Here is a 15,773-nt window from a genome sequence, read left to right as displayed (position 1 = left end):
GCCATCTCCCGTGCCTCGCCGGCCGCATCCGCTACCTGCTCCACCAGTGGCGGCACATCCACCATCGAGTAACCCTCCTCATCCCCATCGGCTCGGGCATCGCTTGCCCAATGCAACACCCCCACCCGGGCCATTCCCAGTGGCGGGAATGGTCTGGGCGCGAGCAGCCCAGCGCTCAGCAGTATGGCCCCCGGTGACGTACCAGACGACAACACCGACATCGATTCACAGCCAAGCGCAGTCCGGTACTGGAGACACCCATGTACTGACCGATCGCCCACAGCAGAGCCAATTGCTGCCATCGGTAGCACAATACAGGCGACCAGGAAGGCGAACCCGGCATTGCGCAGAGCGATCCCACCGGTCTGGCGCTGACCGCCTTCGCGCTGAATAAAACTTGAAGTAGTATCAACTGCGCCGCCGCCCGAGACTTCTCCGATTCTGCCGGCCGAGCCCCTCAGCGAAATCGTCGTGCACGCCAGCGAGGATTTCGGCCCCACCGAAATGTCCCTCAGCGGCTCCCTGTTCGAGGACGCGGACTATCTCAGCGGGTCAACCAGGCCATGGGCCTGATCGCCAGCCTGCGGGGGCACCGAGAATTTCCGGAGTCCGCAGAGGTGGTGAGAATTAGTACGTCATCGAGCCGGGATCGAGGCTCGGAAAGTGGTCAGGCGTTGATCAATTGGTTTCCGTGCCAGACCAGCCGAAGGTGAAACTGTGGCCCTTCGATGAGCACGAGGTGCCGCCGCGGCCGCCGCCGGAGCACGTCACGCCGGCATAGCTGATGGTGCTGCCCAATTCGGTGTCGGGCAGCGCCCGCGCGTCCGTGCTGAGTGAACGTCGGGTGCGCAGGCAGGAACGGCAAATCTATCGCCAAATCGGTGACCGGGATAATGTTATACCACTTCTCAATTACGGCGGGAATATCACAGCCGACATCTCAGACAAACTGTTCGGTGGACACGATAACAACGACTGGCGCGCTCACGACCCGATTTCGCACGCCGACGCCTTGCGCGGCACCGTGATCTACCTCTCGGCCGGCACCGGGCTGCCTGGTGAATACGACGTCCCCGGCCGCGCCGACCTGGGCGACACGATCCTGTTCGGCGCCCGCTCGAGGCCGGCGCCGACACCTGCACCCGCCAATTCGACGACCGGCTGGCGCAACTGCGCATTCCGGCCACTCTGAGCTTCCGGCCAACCGGCACCCATTCCTGGCGCTACTGGGCCGAGGAATTGCAGCGGTCCTGGCCGACTGTAGCCATCGCGCTCGGGATCGCACCCTGACACTGCGCGAGTGACTCATTCGGTCGGGTCTGCGGCAGTTGACCGCCCTTTCGACCAGCGGCCTCGGTCAGCTTCTGCGCACCCCGCTCCGCCAGTGTCTCGATCGGATTGGTCATCCATTTGAGCATCCGAACAGCACTTGCTCCCCGGATACCTGAGATACGGACCGCAGATTGCGAGGAACCTGTCCTTCAGATTCGGGTCGGGTTGCGCCGTACCGGGTGTTGCTGCGGCCCAGCCGATCGCCACGTCTGTTGCGGAGCAGCCCGGGATGAGCCCGGATAAGACTGCGCCGGCCCGGGCGGGTACGGCTGCTGCCCGGGCGGGGCCTGCGAGGGATAGGCGAGCTGCCGCCCTGCGGTGGCGCCACCGGATGGGAGAAGTGCCGAGGCGGCTGCGGGACGGTAATGAGGAGCGTTACGGCGCACTTACCGAGGTCACCCCGTACATGGTCGAGCAAGCCCGGCGGGCGTCGCGGCGCGCGCGTACTCGACCAAGGTTCGGGCAAGCAGGTACGCGGGGTCGACGAACGGACATCCCACATCGTCCGGCCGTAGCACGAGCGGGATTTCGGTGCACCCGGCGACGACGACCTGGGCGCCCCAGGCGATCAGGTCGTCGGCGGCCACCCTCAGCGGTCCCACGACCTCCGGCCCCGCCCGGCCGGCTTTGATCGCACGTATCGCGGGCATGACCAGGCCGGTCTGGAGCTCGGCGCCGGGAAGTACGGTGGTGAAACCGTACCGGGACAACACATCCTGGTAGAGGCCGGTCTGCACCGTGCCCGTGCTGGCCAGCAGGCCGACGCGGCTGACTCGCGGGACCATCCGGGCCAGATGACATCCTGCCTGATCAATCATGTGCACGACGGGGACACCCAACCGTGATTCGATTCGGGGTAGGAAGGCGTGGGCGGTATTGCACGGAATTCCGATGATCGTCGCTCCGGCGGAGCGGAGGATTTCCGCGCCCCGCAACAGCCACGGCGTGGGATCCGGTCCACCGGCGGTCAGTGCGAGAGTTCGGTCGGGTATCGATGGGTCGGCCCAGATCACTACCTTCGGATGATCCTGGTCGACATCGGCCGGGGTGGCAGCGACCAATTTGGCATAGAAATCCACCGTGGCGGCCGGGCCCATACCACCGAGTACGCCGATGACCGGCTCCACGCCCGGGCTCATCACGCGGCCACCGGCAACTGGGCCGCCGGGCGCTTCGGCATCGACGCATCGATGACCGCGGCCGCGAGTGCGTTACCGATGACATTGACCGCCGCGCTTGGCATGTCGGCGATGAAGTCCACGCCGAGTACCACGGCGACTGCGTCGGGCGGCAGCCCGATGGCCTTGGCCGCCCCGATGAGGATGACGAACGACGCCGACGCGACACCCGTCATCCCCTTCGACAGGACCGCCAGCAGGCCGACGATGACCAGGACGGTGGATACGGAGGCGCCGATGCCGTAGGCGTTCGCCAGGAAGACGAGTGCCACCGCCTGATAGACGACGGATCCGACGGTATTGAACGAGTAGCCGAGCGGGACGACGAAAGACGCTGCGACCCTGCCGATCCCGAACTGCTCCAACCCGGTGAGCAGGGGGCCGAGAACGGTCTGCGAACTTCGTGTGACGAACGCCAGACCCACCGAACCGCCTATGACTCTGAGCATTCGGCAGTAGTCGACGCCGAAGATAGCCGCTATGAACGGAAACAGGATGCCGGTGACGATGGCCATCCCGGCGAAGATGACGGCGATCAAGCCGGCCAGGCTCGACAACTTCGTGAATCCGTAATGCGCGACGTCGTAACCGACGATGCCGAACACTCCGAGCGGCGCGGCGCGGATGACATAGCCGACTATCACGACCATCGCCTCGGCAAAAGATTCCAGCACGGCGGTGGCCGGCTCGGCAGCCGCACCGATCGCGCTCAGTGCGGCGCCCAGGACCAGCGCGAACACAGTGACAACGATGATGTTTCCCTGTGCGAACGCGGCGAAGACACTTGTCGGCAGACCGTGCGCTCCGAGGCCCGGGAGCACGGCGCCGAGCCGGGGCCGCGCCACCGACGGGACGTTGCCCACGGCGCCGGCGCCCACGTGGCACAGCGCGGCCAGAAATGCGGCGATCAGCAGTGCCGCAGTGGTCACGAGCAGGAAGAAGGTCAGCGATCCGGCGGCCAGACGGCCGACGGTCCTGATCGACGGAACCCGCGCGACCGTCGCGGCGACCACCGGGAAAACCAGTGGGAGAACCATCATCTGAAGCAGGGCGATGAACAGGGTGCTCAGCCATCCCAGATGCACGCCCACGCTCGGGGCGACGGCGCCGACCAGAGCGCCGATGCCCGCGGCGAACAGGGATTGCACTCCTATGGGGATCCGCCACGGCCAGCGGACTGCGGCCCGGAGTCGGCTCAGCCTCGGCCTGGCAGCAGAAATCTGGTAAGCGACGTTCATCGGTGCCCCACGATCATCTCGATGTACAGGTCTTCGCAGCAACGCGGTCCAACTGGTCGGCGTCATCGAGACGAAGGACACCCCAGTCGTTCTCCCGGAAAAACCTTACATCTGATTGACGGCACATTGAATAACGGGACGCTATAACGGTCGGACTGCATGGCACGCGGACACCCAGGTGAACGCGCCCGCCTGGCCGAATCGGTAGCCCCGTGCGCCCCGCCCCAGAAAGCCCAGCCATCGGCGAGCGACGTTGTGGTCGAGACGATTTCGGCGCCGACCCTTGACCCGAGCTGGACCCACGACTTACTCTGTGACCCACAGCACAGATGTGATCGTTAACATTTAGCGCGCACCTAGTGGGAGTTCCCTATGGCCGATGACGATGCCCGCGACCCTGCGGCGGTGGTGACGATCATCTTCGATCTCGAACACCATCGCGGGGCGATCGATCGACGGCTGTTCGGGTCGTTCGTCGAGCACATGGGGCGGTGTGTGTACACCGGGATCTACGAGCCCGGCCACGTCAGCGCGGACCATGAGGGGTTCCGTGGTGATGTGGCCGAGCTGATCGATGAGCTTGGGATCAGCGTAATCCGGTATCCGGGCGGGAATTTCGTATCCGGATACCGGTGGGAGGACGGGATCGGGCCGCGAGATCTGCGGCCGCGCAGGCTGGACCTGGCGTGGCGGTCGATCGAGACCAACCAGGTGGGGACAGACGAGTTCCTGCGGTGGGCCGCGCGGCGCGAGGTGGAGCCGATGCTCGCGGTGAACCTCGGGACACGCGGCATCGAGGCGGCCGCCGACCTGGTCGAATACTGCAACGTCAAAGGCGGTACCTACTGGTCGGATCTGCGCCGCGGCAACGGATCCGAGGATCCCTACGGGGTGAAGCTGTGGTGCCTGGGCAATGAGATGGACGGGCCGTGGCAGACCGGACACAAGAGTGCCGAGGAGTACGGCAGGCTCGCCGCGCAGGCGGGGCAGGCGATGAAGCTCGTGGATCCGGATATCAAGCTGGTGGCCTGCGGCAGTTCACATCACCGGATGCCGACGTTCGGGTACTGGGAGTCCACCTCGCTCGAAATAGCCTGGGATGTCGTCGACTACGTGTCGATGCACGCGTATTACGAGGAGCTCGACGGCGATCGGCGCAGCTTCCTGGCCTCCGGGTTCGGGATGGGCGAATTCATCGACGACGTCGCCGCGACCATCGACGCGGTGGCCGCGCGCAAACACAGCCGGGCCCGGCCCAAAATCTCCTTCGACGAGTGGAACGTCTGGTACCAGCAGGACTTTCCGGGCACCGAGAACCTCGAGATCGACACCAGCGGCCCCCGCATCGAGGACGTCTACAGCGCCCTGGACGCCGTGGTCGTCGGCGATCTGCTGATCACCCTGCTGAACCACGCCGACCGCGTCGCGGTCGCCTGCCTCGCGCAGCTGGTCAACGTGATCGCGCCGATCATGACCGAGCCCGACGGATCGGCCTGGCGGCAGTCCATATTCGCGCCGATCGCCGCGGTGACCGCGAGCGCGCACGGGGTGAGCCTGGTCGGCCGCGTCCGCGGCCCCGAACTCGCGACCGACCGATACGGTGATGTCCCGGTGGCCGCGGCCGCGGCCGCCTACGACGACGAACTCCGGCGAGCCGCGGTCTTCGTGACGAACCGGGCCGAGCATCCGATCACCGCGCGCATCGAGCTGCGTGGCGATATCACCTGGACCACAGTCGAATCCGCGACGGTGATCGTCGCGGACCACAAGGGCCCCCTGGATGCCGCGGCGGCGCGGGAGGTCGCCCGGCCCCTGCCGGGCACACGGCTGGACACGAACACCGTCACCGTCGAGCTGCCCGCGGAATCGTGGGCGGCCCTGCGGATTTCGGCACGATAAGCACGACACGGGAGTACGACGGTGTACGAACACAGCGGCCTGGGCCGCCGCGACCTACTGCGCGCGACCCTCGGCCTGGGCGCGACGGCCATGGCCCTGTCGGCCTGCGGATCCCCACTGACAACCGGCCTGTACGGCGCGGCCCCGCCGAGCAGCACCCTGACCTACTGGAATCTGTTCACCGGCGGCGACGGCGAGCGAATGACGGCGCTGCAGAAGACATATCAGCTCGCCCATCCCGAGACACACCTCGACGCCGTCACACTCGCCTGGGGAAACCCCTACTACACCAAGCTGTCCCTGGCCGCGCGCGGCGGAATGCCGCCGGACGTGGCCATTTCCCACGCCACCCGGATGACCCCGCTGGCCCAGGCCGGATTGCTGGACCCCATCGCACCCGCCGATCTGGCCCGATTCGGCCTCACCCCGGATAAATTCACCTCCGCGGCGTGGCAGCGCTGCCATGTCGGGGACACCCTCTATGCCGTGCCGCTGGATACCCATCCCTACGTGCTCTATTACCACACCGAGGTGTGCAAGAAGGCTGGGCTGCTCGAGCCCGACGGCACGCTGAAAACCATTGCGGGAGCCGATGATCTGCTGAGCGCCCTGCGCGCCGCCAAGAAGGTGACCGGCAAGTACGGCGTGGTCACCGCGGACATCTCCGATCCGGCCATGTGCTGGCGGCTGTTCTCCACGCTGTACTGGCAGCTCGGCGGGACGGTGCTCACGGACAACGGATCCCGCGTGGTCCTGGACGACGACAAGGCGCTGACCGCACTGAATTTCATCAAGACCATGGTCGATGAGGGACTCATGGCCTCCGAGGTCGACGACACCGGGGTGCCGGTGCTGTTCTCCAATGGCGCGGCCGGATTCATGTTCGACGGCGAGTGGGACGTGACCGTCTATCTCACCAACAAGACGCCCTTCGGCATGACGGGGTTCCCGCACGTCTTCGGCGATAAATATGCGTGCCAGGCGGATTCGCATACCTTCGTGCTGCCGCACGACGCCGGCCGGACGCCGGCGAAGACCACCCGGTCACTGGAGTTCATCCGAACCATGCTCGAGCACAGCCAGATCTGGGCCGCGGGTGGACATATTCCGGCCTTCACCCCGGTGCGGGACAGCGCGGCCTACAGGTCGATGGTCCCGCAGTCGTCGTACGCCTACGTCGCCGACAGCGTGCACTACGACGAACCGGCCTGGTACTCGGGCTCCGGCTCGGATCTCGAAATCTTCATGGGCCAGGCCGTTTCGGCCCTGCAACAGGGAGGCTTGGCGCCCCGCGCGGCGCTGGCGGACATGCGACGCAATCTCGAGCAGTACGCCAAGATCCCTTCACCCGCCTAGCCAGCGCAGGAGTCACCATGGCAGTCACCATCCGCAGCGACGCGGACGCCCGGCAGGGGCGGCGCAGCGGCCTGTATCTGTCGTTGCCGTTCCTGCTGTTCTACGTGTTGTTCTTCCTCGGCCCGCTCGTCTACGGCGCGGTGATGAGCCTGTTCAACACGAGCATCGCGCATTCCGGGCTGGGCAGCGCCCGCGGGCTGGGCAACTACGCCGAGGTGCTGAGCAGCGGGGATTTCTGGTCCTCGATGTGGCACAGCGTGCAGTTCACCCTCTACACGACGATTCCGCTGGTGGCGATCTCCCTGCTGCTGGCGCTGTTGACCGAGCGGGTGCGCCGCGGCCGGGGGTTCTACCGCTTCGTGTTCTTCGCCCCGTACGTCATACCGTCGGCCTCGGTCGCGCTGATCTTCGGCCTGGTCTATGCCGCGCAGATCGGCCTGGCGACCACCTGGCTCAGCGCGATCGGCATCAGCCCGCCGAACTGGCTGGGTTCGACGGGCTGGGCGATGATCTCGATGACGCTGCTGACGCTGTGGTGGACGATCGGGTTCAACTATGTGCTGTATGTTGCCGCGCTACAGGATATTCCGCGCGACGTCTACGACGCGGCGGCGGTCGACGGCGCACGCGGATGGGCGACGATCCGGCATATCACCGTGCCGCTGTTGAGCCGCACCACCGTCCTGGTGGTCGCCCTGCAGGTGATCGCCTCGCTCAAGGTGTTCGACCAGATCTATCTGGTGCTGGACGGCGGGCCCAACTTCTCCACCCGACCGGCGCTGGAATACATCTACGAGTCCGGCTTCACCGACTATCGCGCCGGCTACGCGGATGCCGCGTCGCTGGTCTATCTCGTTGTCATACTTGCCGTTTCGGCGCTGTGGTTGGTGGCCGGACGGATCGTCGGCAGGAAGGGATGAGCGCGGTGAGCATCGAATCCGCCTCGGACAGAGCAGAGTTCGCCACAGACACCAACGGGCCGCACGTGAGCAGCGGCCGAACTTTCCGCACGCTCTGCGCGGTGGTTCTGGTGCTGTTCGCGGTGATCTGGCTGATCCCACTGCTGTGGACGGTGGACCTGTCGTTCCGCCCGGACGGCGAGATCACCCTCGATCCCACCACCTGGTGGACCTCACATCCCACGCTGGCGGCCTACCGCTCGGTCATCGGCAGCACCGACATCCTCACCTGGTACATGAACAGCTTTCTGACCGCGGCGATTTCGGCGCTGTTCGCGGTCGTGTGCTGTTCGATGGCCGGATTCGCGCTGGCGCGCACGCGATTCGCCGGACGTCGCATCATGATCGGGCTGCTGCTGATCGGACTGCTCGTGCCGCCGCAGGCGCTGATGGTGCCGATGTTCCAGGAGTTCGCCTCGATCGGACTGACCAATACCTATTGGGCACTGATCCTTCCGTCGGTCGCGGTGCCGGTGGCGGTGTTCGTCTTCCTGTCGTTCTTCGCCGGAATCCCGGCCGAACTCGGCGACGCCGCCCGCGTCGACGGTGCGAACTGGTTCCGCGTGTACTCCACGATCTACATGCCACTGAGCCGACCCGCGGTGTCCGCGGTGGCGATCTTCGTATTCGTCTGGACCTGGAACAGCCTGCTGTGGCCCCTGCTGGTACTCAGCTCGACCCGCACCATGACCATCCCGGTCGGCCTTGCCTCCCTGACCTCCACCTACGGCGCGCGCTACGCCGAGATCATGGCGTCGGCGGTCCTGGGCGCACTGCCACTGCTGGCGGTCTTCGTCCTGTTCCAACGCCGCATCGTGGAGGGTATGGCCAGCACGGGTCTCAAAGGCTGAATCCCGTTGACGGAGTATTCACCACGCCCTGTCCAGCACACTTCGCGAATACACCTCGGGAGTCTCTTCGTCGAACGCCGGGTCGGCGACGAGGCTCTCGGGCGCGGGAACCACCCGTTCCGCGAACTTGCGCAATTCGATCATGGCATTCTGGTGCGCCCGCGTAAACGCCGCGGCGATCTCCGAATAGTCCAGATTGTCGATATCGTCGCTGAATATGGTCTCGATGACCACACCATTCGCATCCACCACGACGGTAACTCGATTGTCGCCCGCCGAACCGGACGCGGTCGGACGCACGCGCTGAACATCGTCGACCACGACAGCCTCCACACAGCCATTCGATATTTGCCAGCGGCGGTCGCGGCGGCCGACGTTACCTACAGTCGCGGCGCTGCCTTCCAATTCGGGCATTTGAAGATTTTACCGGCCCGCCCGGGCGGCGCGGCGACCCCGACTTCCCATCACTGACAAGAAGCTCACGACGGCAACCTCACCCGCGCGGAGTCAGCGGATCGCAATGATCTTGGTCGGCGTCACCCTCGGCCCCGATGAGGCATCGAGCCGAAAGTGCCGGCGGTGACCGCACCGAATCAGATGGACGGCGAGGTGCGGGATTCGTGCAATCGTGGATGCGGCGAGCGGGTATCAGACCGTCGGGACCACCAACTCGGTGGCGCGGATTCATTATCACGGGACAGCACCTCGGTGGGTCCGACAACAGGATAGGGTGAAAGTTCCCGCTGCCCATTGCCGTTGCCCTTGTCATTTTCCGTCACCCTGAAATACTCCAGGCGATACGCATAACACATATCCCGATTATTCGTGCCGCCGCGATGAACTGCTATCCACTATGTTCCCAGCCCCGAGAATCACGCTTGACGATAATATAATGGGCCGTTGTTCAACGGCGCAATATACTGGACCACGGACTCAGGCGCTGTGGCTCAGCAATTCCGGCTGTCGCCGGTCCACGGAATCGTCCACCGCCAGCACAATCCGCCCGACGGATTCCTCGAGGCGTTCACGGGCGGTATCCGGATCGGCGGCCGTAACGATCACGTACCCGATTCGCGCGGTGTACAGATTGCCCTCCGGCGGCACGCTCACCTGCTCTCCGACCTCGCGCTGCCAGGCGACCCGGTGCAGCCACTGCGGTCGATCGGACTGGGGCACAGGGAATTCCCGTGCGGCGAGGGTCCCGCTGCGCGACGGATAGATCATCCGGATCGCCGCGCATCCCCGCGCCGACCCGGTCAGTCGCGGCCTCACCCCACGCGCCACGTCCGCCGCGATCCGAACCAGATCCAGACCTGTGGCCAAGCGCACCAGTTCGCCGATCATATCGCCGCCGATTCGCGCATTGACCTCGATGATGCGTGGACCCGACACAGTCAGCCGCAGCTCGACATGCTGGACGCCCTGGGTGACCCCCAGAGCGCGCACTGCCGCCGCGGCGATCGGGCCGACCTGCGGCAGCAGGGGATCGTCGGCGGTGACACTATGGCCGGTCTCCTCGAAATACGGGGCGAACCCGACCTCTTTGCGAGTCACCGCGAGCGCGGTCGTCCGCCCGTCCACGGTGACGCATTCCACCGAGATCTCCGGGCCGTCCAGATACTCCTCGACCAGCACTCCGATTCCCTCGGGCCCCTGCCCGCCGGCCCCCTCGGCGGTGAAAACCCACGCGGCGGGCAACTCGGCGGGTTCGTCCACCCGGATCACTCCGATACTGCCGCCGTGCGCACTCGGCTTGAGCACCACCGGATATCCGATGCGGGCCGCCACCACCGCCGCAGTCTCCCGTGTGGTTACCCGCACGGATTCGGCCGAGGGAACTCCAGCGTCCAGGAACAACTCGCGGCTGGTCGCCTTGTCCCGGCACGCCGTCATCGCCTGCACGGTATTGCCTGGGCAGCACAGGTCGGCGGCCAGCGCCGCGGCCGGAACCAGCGCGTACTCGTCCCAGGTCAGCACCCCGGTGATCCGGTGCCGCGCGGCCAGGGCACGCCCTGCGGCGCGAACCGCGATCGGGTCCCGGATATCGGCGAGCTCATGGTCGATGATCAGTGAGTGCTGCCAGGTCACCTCGGTGTCGACGAGCACGATGCGGTAGTCCCGCGACGCCCACTCGAGACAGAATTCGCGAGTGAATTTATCCCGCGCTCCGACGACGAGGATGATCGGACGCGCGCTTGCACCGGATGATTGATCTGTTGCGACAGGCATGGAACCTCGAAAATAGCGGAGCACAGACGGCACCCGAGATTGCGGAAAGCGAACCAACCGGCGCGCGATCGATATGCCGCGTCGGCCGTACGCCGCGCCGAACCTCTCCAGTGGCGGGCTCTCATCGGGATATCAGCGAGCTGAGCGTACCCACCAACCTGCGATCGAGCACTTCCCAAGAATGGGAGTTATTCGCGGCATAGATAAGAGCGCCGACCGCCCGGAACATCCGCCGAAGCCATCGTGACCAGCATATGAGCGTCGCAGGCCTCGGCGCACGCGGTACGGCGATATACCGGCCGATGGTGAATTCTTGGCCCCGAATTAACCGCCTATACGCCGGCGCCACTCGATCGCTCCCCCACACAGCCGCCCCCGGCGCTTCATATAGCCATGAAGAAACCCGGAGGGTTGCAGAAGGTTCACCGCCGCTGCATACTGGGCCTCTGCAAGTCAGCTCCATCGGAGGAATCATGCTTCCACACGTCACCGTGCTCCATCGTGTACGTGGAATCGAGGTCCCCTACCTCGAACGAATCGATCACCACACCAATTCGGTCACCTATATCTGCATGCGAAATGCGACCGATGGCATTCCGGCCGACATGGCTGCCCGAGTCGCCATAGTCGACGATATGGCCGAGGCCGCGGTCATAATGCGAGATTTGATACACACGTTCGGCACGCCGGAACATCTCGTATCCCTGAGTGAATTCGATCAGGTCGCCGCGGCAGAATTACGCGCCGAATTCGGCATCGCCGGATATGAGCCGGAGCAGATATTGGGTTTCCGGGACAAGCTTGTGATGGGAACCCGCGTAACGTCCGCCGGAACCCAGGCGCCCCCCTTCGCCGATGCGCCGGATACCACCGCCGTCGAGAAATTCGCCGAAGTGCACGGCTATCCCCTGATCATCAAACCCCGGCTCGGCGCCGCGAGTCGCGATATCGTCCGCATCGATTCTGCGGACGACATGTCACTGGTCCCCGATCTGACGAACGAGCCATACCTGGTACAGCTTTTCTGCCCCGATGACATCGGCGCGGTGGACGGCGTGTGGACCGGTACCGGGCTCGGGCCCTGGCGGGCTTCCCGATACGTGGGAAACTGTCTGGATTTCGCCATCACCGACAATTCCAGCCTAGCGAGCGTGGAAATCGACGACGATCGACTGAACGAGCCGCTGGCCGAGTTCACCACCGCGGTGCTGGCAGCACTGAGTCCGGGCATGCCGACGGTATTTCATCTCGAATTCTTCGCCGGCGACGGCGCCGATCGGCCGCGATTACAATTCCTCGAGGTGGGCGCCAGAATCAGCGGCGGCCAGGTAACGGATCTCTGGCGTGAGGTGCACGGATACGACCTGGTCGGAGCGGCCATCGACTGCCAGATGGGCCGACTACCGGACGCGACCCCGCTCGCCGGCGATACGATCACCGCCGACTTGCAGATCCATCCCCCGATCACACCACCATGCGCGGTCGTGCATACACATCTCGACCTGCCGGCGGAATATCGGCCCTATCATTCGAGCGTGCCCGAGCCCGGCACCGTCATCACCGAGACACACGGCTATTTCGAGATCGGCGCCACATTCCGATTCCGTGGCCACAGCACCGCCGAGGTCACCGAAGCAGTGCGGCGGACCATCGGCGGGTTCCGAATGGACTGTCGTCCGGTCGAACCGGCACACGCCTGAATCCCTGACATGCCTGGTTCGATCGCACTGATACCGCCTCGCGGAATTCGCCGCACGCTGGCGTTGATCACGCTGGCGACAACGGCGGCGGCGGGCATCTACATGTCGTGCGGAATCCTGTATTTCACGCGAATCGTCCGGATCTCACCGATGCATATCGGGATGGGCCTCAGTGTTGCCGGTGTCTGCTCGGTGCTGAGTTGCATCGTGGTCGGTAAGATATCGGATCGGCGCGGGCCCGTGCCGGTGCTGGTCGTGGCGCTGGCCACCGCGGCAACTGCCACCAGCGCGATGATCGTCGTGCGCGGATTCGCCATGTATCTGGCGGTCGTGCCGCTGATCGCCGCGGCACACGCGTGTATCCAGTTGATGATCTCGGCCATGATCGCTCGGACGGTTCTGGAGAAGCCGAACGAGTTCCGGGCCTACATCTATACGGTCATGAATGTCGGCCTCGCGGTCGGGGCGGGGCTTTCCGCGCTGGCCGCACAATTGGATTCGTCGAAGGTCTACCACGTAGTGATCCTCTCCAGCCTCGCTTGTTTCGGCTGTGCCGGGGTCCTGCTGCGCCGGCTTCCATCGCTCGGCGCGAGCCAGGACACCGGCGGGCCGGGGGACCATCGCTGGATCGTGTTCCGTGACCCTCCCTTTCTCGTCCTGACAGTGTTGTACGGCCTGTTGTCACTGCAGGCCCGCATCCTGGTGGTCGCGATTCCTCTGTGGATCTTGACCGCGACCTCCGCACCCCGCTGGTCCGTCGCCACCATGGACATGGTCAACATGGCTATCGTCGTAGTGTTTCAGATGCGGGCCGGTCGAGGCATCGACAGCGCACGCACCGGCGGGGCCGCCCTGCATCGCTCCGGATGGGCGATCATGGTGTCCTGTGCGGTGCTCGCGCTGGCGCACACGGTGCCTTCCTGGCTGGCGGTGGCGGTGCTCGGCGCTGGCGTGGCCATCATCAGTCTCGGCGAAATATGGCAGACCGCAGGCAGTTTCGAGGTATCCAACCGGCTCGCCCCACAGCATGCGATCGGCCAGTACCTCGGCGTATTCGGTACCGGATTCCGCCTGGCCGATTCGATCGGCCCGGCGTTGCTGACCTGGTTGTGCATCCGGGTCGGCGTACTGGGCTGGTTTATCGTCGGCGCGATCATACTGGTCGCGGGGTTGCTCACGCCGCTGGTCGTGCGCTGGGCCGAGAAGACCCGGGGCCGATTCGCCTCCGCGCCCGGACAACTCGCGGCGCGAGTACCCGAATCCACGACGGCGCAGGAGAACAGCGGTCCGCCAACCCTGGTGTCGGCTCGTCCGGCCGGGGGCATACACTCCCTCGACCTGGCACACCGCTATCAAGCCGAAGCCCAGGGCTGGCTGGGCCGGGCATATCTGGCCCGCTACCAATATGCCGAGGCGGCCTGGTCCTATCGGGCAGCACTGTCCCACTACCACGCCGCCTACAACTGCCCCCGACCGTCCGAGATGGCCGACGGTCCTGTCCTACCGCCCTGGGCGGCGCTGGATTCGGAGCCCCCCACCACGGTCATCTCGGTGGAACCGCACTGGGACGCCTTCGAATCCCCCACCGAATCACGCGCTCCGACATGGATCGTGCCCGGCCCTTCGCTGAAGAGACTCAGGTCCTCCACGACGCCGACGCGGCCGCGGCAAGCCGCTGTTCGGAACGCCCCGTGAAACGGCCCGCACTATGTGCTCAGTGCCGACGGTGCGGGCTCACCGGCAGGCCCCGCATCCCGGCCGCATCGCCGAGATATACGGACGCAGACCGAGTGCGATATCGGTGCACGCGGCGAGCAGCACATCGCGCTCGATCCGATCCAGCGGATGTTCGGCGACGACCCGGGTGCCCAGGATCGGTACCGCAAGAGACTCGCCGGTCCGGTCCCACCACAGGTAGGTGTCCCCGTTCCGGTCGGCCAGGCGATGCGACGCCCACCCGCCGACGCCGCGAATGACATCGATCCGCCCGAATTCGATCCCCGACCGATCCAGAATCACCAGCCGGAACAGATCCGGGGTGCTGGCCTCGTCCGGATCGGGCACGAAGTGGAACAGCGTGCCCCCGGTCGCGGCCACCGCCGTCACGGTCGCCCCGCGCAGGATCGTGCCGACGGCGTTCCCGTCGCCACGCCGCAGCGTCAGGCCCGTCTCGTCCACCGGTTCCGCGCGCAGCACGGCACCGTCGAAATATCCGATCCGATACCGACTGTTCTTGTGCCCCAACAGAACCGACGACCGGGCCCCGCGCTCCTCCGCCCGGGCTCCCACCGCCAGCGTCTCCCCGGGCCCACCCTGGAAGACGATCGAGACACCACCCGGCGCATCGGACACCACCCGCCCCTCGATCATCGTCGAACCGTTCCGCGGGGCAGGCATAGCAAAGATCGTAGGACTGTGATGCAGATCTCACAGGGATATCGGGGCACCGATTATATCGGTGTTCGGCATTCCAGAGCCTCGAGCCTCGGACCGGGCCGATCCCCGCGATTCGGTCACCACTACCGGCGTGTCGGGCCCTCACGCATCGAGCAGGGCGTTGACCGCGGTGGGGGCCAGGACCTCGTCGAGAATCATCGCGGCGCAGGCGGCAACGCCAGAGGGTGCGTCGGGGGCTCCGGGTTCGACGCGCAGGGAGCGGGTGGCCACGGCGGACGAGCGCTGGTAGACGAGTTCGCGCAGACCCGCGGCCAGGGGTTCGAAGGCATGGGACAGGTCGCCGCGCACGATGATCATCGCGGGGTTGAGCAGGTTGACCGCTGCGGCCAGGACCTCGCCGATGCGGCGGCCCGCCTCGCGCACCAGCCGTATCGCGTCCGGGTCGCCGGCGCGCGCCAGATCCACCAGTTCGGGCAGGCCCGAGACCGGCTTCCCCTGTGCCGCAAGCTGTTCCAACAGCGCCCAGCCACCCGCCACGGTTTCCAGACAGTGCAGATCGCCGCAGCGACAGGGGCGCTTGGGCGCGCCGGAGACCTTGATATGGCCTGTATGTTATACACATCTGACGCTGCCG

At 65.7% G+C, this 15,773-nt stretch carries 14 protein-coding genes; 7 read left to right on the top strand and 7 right to left on the bottom strand.

The window, feature by feature from the left end:
- Window positions 1-784: 784 nt before the first annotated feature.
- On the top strand, window positions 785-1,192 hold the full coding sequence (locus JZ791_RS40035) for a hypothetical protein (protein WP_216902522.1): 408 nt from the start codon (window positions 785-787) through the stop codon (window positions 1,190-1,192).
- Window positions 1,193-1,223: 31 nt separating this feature from the next.
- On the opposite strand, the gene JZ791_RS40030 is transcribed toward JZ791_RS40035, so the two are convergent.
- From JZ791_RS40030 to JZ791_RS40020, 3 genes are all read right to left on the bottom strand, one after another.
- A complete protein-coding gene (locus JZ791_RS40030) occupies window positions 1,224-1,406 on the bottom strand; it encodes a hypothetical protein (protein WP_216902520.1) in 183 nt (60 codons plus the stop codon).
- A 321-nt stretch (window positions 1,407-1,727) separates the two neighbouring features.
- Entirely contained in the window at window positions 1,728-2,471 is a 744-nt protein-coding gene (cuyB, locus tag JZ791_RS40025; RefSeq protein ID WP_216902518.1) for a cysteate racemase, read from the bottom strand.
- A complete protein-coding gene (locus JZ791_RS40020; protein ID WP_216902516.1) occupies window positions 2,471-3,658 on the bottom strand; it encodes a dicarboxylate/amino acid:cation symporter in 1,188 nt (395 codons plus the stop codon). Before JZ791_RS40020 ends, cuyB begins: the two co-directional genes overlap by 1 nt.
- Window positions 3,659-4,120: 462 nt before the next feature.
- Between JZ791_RS40020 and JZ791_RS40015 the strand changes: the two genes are divergently transcribed.
- The 4 genes from JZ791_RS40015 to JZ791_RS46725 are packed head-to-tail and all read left to right on the top strand — an operon-like array spanning window position 4,121 to window position 8,813.
- Complete coding sequence (locus JZ791_RS40015) at window positions 4,121-5,647, top strand: alpha-N-arabinofuranosidase (RefSeq protein WP_216902514.1); 1,527 nt, start codon at window positions 4,121-4,123, stop codon at window positions 5,645-5,647.
- 21 nt (window positions 5,648-5,668) lie between these two features.
- A complete protein-coding gene (locus JZ791_RS40010) occupies window positions 5,669-7,003 on the top strand; it encodes an extracellular solute-binding protein (protein WP_216902512.1) in 1,335 nt (444 codons plus the stop codon).
- Between the two features lie 17 nt (window positions 7,004-7,020).
- Window positions 7,021-7,923, top strand: coding sequence for a carbohydrate ABC transporter permease (locus JZ791_RS40005; protein ID WP_216902510.1), 903 nt, complete (start codon window positions 7,021-7,023; stop codon window positions 7,921-7,923).
- A 5-nt stretch (window positions 7,924-7,928) separates the two neighbouring features.
- Window positions 7,929-8,813, top strand: a complete 885-nt coding sequence (locus tag JZ791_RS46725) for a carbohydrate ABC transporter permease (protein WP_216902508.1) — start codon at window positions 7,929-7,931, stop codon at window positions 8,811-8,813.
- Between the two features lie 18 nt (window positions 8,814-8,831).
- On the opposite strand, the gene JZ791_RS39995 is transcribed toward JZ791_RS46725, so the two are convergent.
- Both JZ791_RS39995 and JZ791_RS39990 read right to left on the bottom strand, forming a co-directional pair.
- Complete coding sequence (locus JZ791_RS39995) at window positions 8,832-9,227, bottom strand: YbaB/EbfC family nucleoid-associated protein (protein ID WP_216902505.1); 396 nt, start codon at window positions 9,225-9,227, stop codon at window positions 8,832-8,834.
- A gap of 519 nt (window positions 9,228-9,746) precedes the next feature.
- Complete coding sequence (locus JZ791_RS39990) at window positions 9,747-11,042, bottom strand: ATP-grasp domain-containing protein (protein ID WP_216902503.1); 1,296 nt, start codon at window positions 11,040-11,042, stop codon at window positions 9,747-9,749.
- Between the two features lie 473 nt (window positions 11,043-11,515).
- On the opposite strand from JZ791_RS39990, the gene JZ791_RS39985 reads away from it, so the two are divergent.
- Together JZ791_RS39985 and JZ791_RS39980 are read left to right on the top strand one after the other, a co-directional pair.
- Complete coding sequence (locus tag JZ791_RS39985) at window positions 11,516-12,742, top strand: ATP-grasp domain-containing protein (protein WP_216902501.1); 1,227 nt, start codon at window positions 11,516-11,518, stop codon at window positions 12,740-12,742.
- 9 nt (window positions 12,743-12,751) lie between these two features.
- Entirely contained in the window at window positions 12,752-14,437 is a 1,686-nt protein-coding gene (locus JZ791_RS39980; RefSeq protein ID WP_216902499.1) for an MFS transporter, read from the top strand.
- Between the two features lie 39 nt (window positions 14,438-14,476).
- Here JZ791_RS39980 and JZ791_RS39975 read toward each other — a convergent pair whose 3' ends face one another.
- Both JZ791_RS39975 and JZ791_RS39970 read right to left on the bottom strand, forming a co-directional pair.
- Window positions 14,477-15,139, bottom strand: a complete 663-nt coding sequence (locus JZ791_RS39975; RefSeq protein ID WP_216902497.1) for a hypothetical protein — start codon at window positions 15,137-15,139, stop codon at window positions 14,477-14,479.
- 141 nt (window positions 15,140-15,280) lie between these two features.
- Entirely contained in the window at window positions 15,281-15,739 is a 459-nt protein-coding gene (locus JZ791_RS39970) for an ROK family protein (RefSeq protein WP_308163405.1), read from the bottom strand.
- Between the last annotated feature and the right edge of the window lie 34 nt (window positions 15,740-15,773).

The sequence above is a fragment of the Nocardia alni genome, assembly GCF_019038435.1.
Classification (GTDB): domain Bacteria; phylum Actinomycetota; class Actinomycetes; order Mycobacteriales; family Mycobacteriaceae; genus Nocardia; species Nocardia alni.
Note: the sequence above shows the minus strand (reverse complement) of the source record. Positions and strands in the feature narration are given on the sequence as shown.

Excerpts from the sequence above, each read along its gene's own strand:
- JZ791_RS39985 (WP_216902501.1), top strand. The coding sequence starts at position 11,516 with ATGCTTCCACACGTCACCGTGCTCCATCGTGTACGTGGAATCGAGGTC.
- JZ791_RS39990 (WP_216902503.1), bottom strand. The coding sequence starts at position 11,042 with ATGCCTGTCGCAACAGATCAATCATCCGGTGCAAGCGCGCGTCCGATC.
- JZ791_RS39980 (WP_216902499.1), top strand. The coding sequence starts at position 12,752 with ATGCCTGGTTCGATCGCACTGATACCGCCTCGCGGAATTCGCCGCACG.
- JZ791_RS39975 (WP_216902497.1), bottom strand. The coding sequence starts at position 15,139 with ATGCCTGCCCCGCGGAACGGTTCGACGATGATCGAGGGGCGGGTGGTG.
- JZ791_RS39995 (WP_216902505.1), bottom strand. The coding sequence starts at position 9,227 with ATGCCCGAATTGGAAGGCAGCGCCGCGACTGTAGGTAACGTCGGCCGC.
- JZ791_RS40035 (WP_216902522.1), top strand. The coding sequence starts at position 785 with ATGGTGCTGCCCAATTCGGTGTCGGGCAGCGCCCGCGCGTCCGTGCTG.
- JZ791_RS40005 (WP_216902510.1), top strand. The coding sequence starts at position 7,021 with ATGGCAGTCACCATCCGCAGCGACGCGGACGCCCGGCAGGGGCGGCGC.
- cuyB (WP_216902518.1), bottom strand. The coding sequence starts at position 2,471 with ATGAGCCCGGGCGTGGAGCCGGTCATCGGCGTACTCGGTGGTATGGGC.
- JZ791_RS40030 (WP_216902520.1), bottom strand. The coding sequence starts at position 1,406 with ATGACCAATCCGATCGAGACACTGGCGGAGCGGGGTGCGCAGAAGCTG.
- JZ791_RS40015 (WP_216902514.1), top strand. The coding sequence starts at position 4,121 with ATGGCCGATGACGATGCCCGCGACCCTGCGGCGGTGGTGACGATCATC.